The organism is Caballeronia sp., from assembly GCF_049581465.1.
GTDB lineage: Bacteria > Pseudomonadota > Gammaproteobacteria > Burkholderiales > Burkholderiaceae > Caballeronia.
Genome location: NZ_JBAUSA010000590.1, coordinates 1 through 2769, shown reverse-complemented (window position 1 = coordinate 2769; position 2769 = coordinate 1). Strand labels below are relative to the sequence as shown.

The following is a 2769-nucleotide window of genomic DNA, read 5'->3' as shown; positions in this document are numbered from 1 at the left end:
ATCAGGCGCTTGGACGCCTGCGCCAGCAGACGTGGGGTGCGCCGACCCGAAGCGCATCAAAGGGGCGATGTGTTCAAGCTTTTGACTTCGCCGCGAATTTGCGTTTCATCTCTTCAAACGTTTCGTTGGATATCGCTGGGCGGTCGTACTGTCGAGCGTATAGCTTGGTAACCTGAAGGCGAGGCATAAACGGATTTTCTTGCTGTATCTGCGCAACGCTTTTGATTCCCGGGGGCTCGTCTGTCGTCGAGGTGGGGCGGGGTGATGCCGTGTCGGCGTTCTCGGACGGTTGAGCTTGCTTCGTGTCTTTCACGTTCGGCGTAGCCTGTGACGGCAGTCCCGCCATTTTTTTGCGAATTCGATACAGCGCAGACTTTAGCCCGGTGAGCTGGAAATCGAATCCTTCGTGGCGAAGCTCGTCGAGGATCGCTTGGAGCGATACGCCGTTTGCGAGCGCATGGTCAACCGCTGGGAAATAGGGGGCAAGTCGTGCGGTCTGCGACTGAGCACGCGCGGCGGCGCTTAATCGTTCGATTCGTTCGGCAAAGTCTGAAAGGGGCATAGTTGCATCCTATGTGCATTTCGACTGCATCCTGAAATGGGGTACCTGCATCCTCACCACATCCTACCTGAATTCTCCATGCGTCTTTAACGCACCCTTGTCGAATCTATCCGCATCCTAATCAATTTCATAGGGTTTGGCGAGGCACGTCTGATATGTTTACACGCTGCTACGCATCGTGCAAAATATCCGTGCCAAAGGGGCGCTCCCCTTTGAAACCCCGGCGGCCACCGCCGCCTCGTGAACCCTACCGGAGCGCTGATGGAATCGGAGATGGTGCGGATCCTGGTGGAGGTCGCGCAAAGCGACAATCCCACCTTTGATGACGACAAGATGGTCATCGTGATGGAGGTTGATGTCCCGGATCGCGACACGGCCCGCGCGCTGTTAGAGCGGGCCGAAACCGACGAGCGCAGCATTGCGCATCTTGGGCAGACCATCGAAGAAGGTGAGGTGTGGATTTCAATCGAGGACGGCGAAATCGAAGATCCCAGCCCGTGTTTTCATCGAGCGGATGCGGTTGATGCGTTGGAGATGTACCTGGGCATTACGCCGGTGATCTCGAAGAAGGCTCTGGCAAAGGCAAACGTGGCCAGGCTTTATCGGGAAACCCAAGCCGACAATGCCCGTGAAGCGCGAGAGGGTGTCGATGCCGCGCGCGAAGAGTAACGGCGGTGTGGGGCTCGGCAAGCCCATCGCGTTCCGGCTGTCGGAAGCGGATCGCGCCGTGTACCTTGAGAAAGTTGACGCGTCGGGTCTGACCCAATCCGAGTTTTTTCGCCAGGCCGTGCTGACCAATCGCACGCAGGTGATCGCGCGTCCGAAAGCGAGCGACGACCGGAAGCGTCTGCTGTACGTGTTCAACAAGACTAGCAACAACCTGAACCAGCTCGCACACCGTGCGAATTCCGAACATGCGTGCGGCAAGCTGTCTGAGGCGACCTACGAACAGATGCTCGATCAATTGCAAATGATCTCGCGCTATCTGAAGGCCACGCTGGCCCAAGTCGAGTAGGGCGGATTAATCATGCTCATTCGCATCCGAGGCTATAACGACGGCATTAAAGAGTATCTGGAAAAAGGCCAGAAGAAGGATCGTGAGTTCAGTCGCGACGAAATGGACGAGCGGGTGATTCTTGCGGGCGATCTTGATCTTACCAACGAGATTATTCAATCCATCGAGACGGATTCGGAGCGGTATCTGAATATCACGCTCTCGTTTAAAGAGGACGAAGTATCGCGTGACGTGTTGGAGCAAGTTGTTCGCGACTTCGAAGCGTTTGCGATGTCCGCTTTTCGGCGAGACGAATACGCTTTCTATGCCGAAGCTCACGTTCCACGGCTAAAGAGTTACGCCGATCGACGAAGTGGAGACCCGATCGAGCGGAAGGTTCACGTCCATATCGTGCTGCCGAAGGTGAACCTGCTCACCGGGCAGCGGCTCGATCCGTTCGGCCTGGTCGATCGGCAGGTACGGTTTCTTGAGGCGTTCCAGGAACACACCAACAACCGGTTCGGGCTGGCGAGCCCGAAAGACAACCGGCGCGTTGAATTCAACGACGCGTCGGAGATGATCAGTCGTTACAAAGGCGACGTGTTTGCCGGGGCGAACCGCGAGCTGAAGGCGTCCATTCTCGAGGCCATGATGACGCGGGGTATCACCCGCTATGAAGGCTTTCAAGCGCTTCTCGCCGAGTTCGGCGAGACACGTACGCGCAACGCAGGGAGAAGCCGCGAATACGAGAACGTGAAACGGGCAGGGGACGCGAAGGGCGTCAACCTGAAGGAATATGTGTTCACGCGTGAGTTCGTTGAGTTGGACGCCGATGCGAAACGTGAGGCCTTGGTGGCCAGTCTGAACGCGAAATACGAGACACCTGGTGTGCCGCGCGAGACACCTGCGGCGATGCTCGAGGCGTTGCGCGAATGGCATGAGGTTCGTGCACGCGAAGCTAAATATCTCAATAGCGGCAGTCCTTTTTACCAGGTGTATCAGAAGGCCTCGCCCGAAGAACAGCGGTACATCCTGATCGAGCGTGAAGCGCGCTTTTACCAACCATTTGGAGGGCATGATGGCAGAGAAGAACGAACCAGCTCACGACGAGACAACCGATTCGGGCAATGGCAGCCATGGCGAGGGATTGAATACCCTGGCCCCGGTGATCGACGAGGATGGGGCGATCCACGAGGTCAACGCGAGGCCGCAC

General features: G+C 57.1%; 2 protein-coding genes and 1 pseudogene. All 3 read left to right on the top strand.

Annotated features, from left to right (window positions below):
* The first annotated feature begins 823 nt into the window (after positions 1-823).
* On the top strand, positions 824-1231 hold the full coding sequence (locus tag WCA53_RS14455) for a hypothetical protein (protein ID WP_423911371.1): 408 nt from the start codon (positions 824-826) through the stop codon (positions 1229-1231).
* Complete coding sequence (locus WCA53_RS14450) at positions 1212-1577, top strand: plasmid mobilization protein (RefSeq protein ID WP_423911368.1); 366 nt, start codon at positions 1212-1214, stop codon at positions 1575-1577. Before WCA53_RS14455 ends, WCA53_RS14450 begins: the two co-directional genes overlap by 20 nt.
* A 12-nt stretch (positions 1578-1589) precedes the next feature.
* Positions 1590-2769: pseudogene (locus WCA53_RS14445) on the top strand (LPD7 domain-containing protein); the annotation flags it as partial.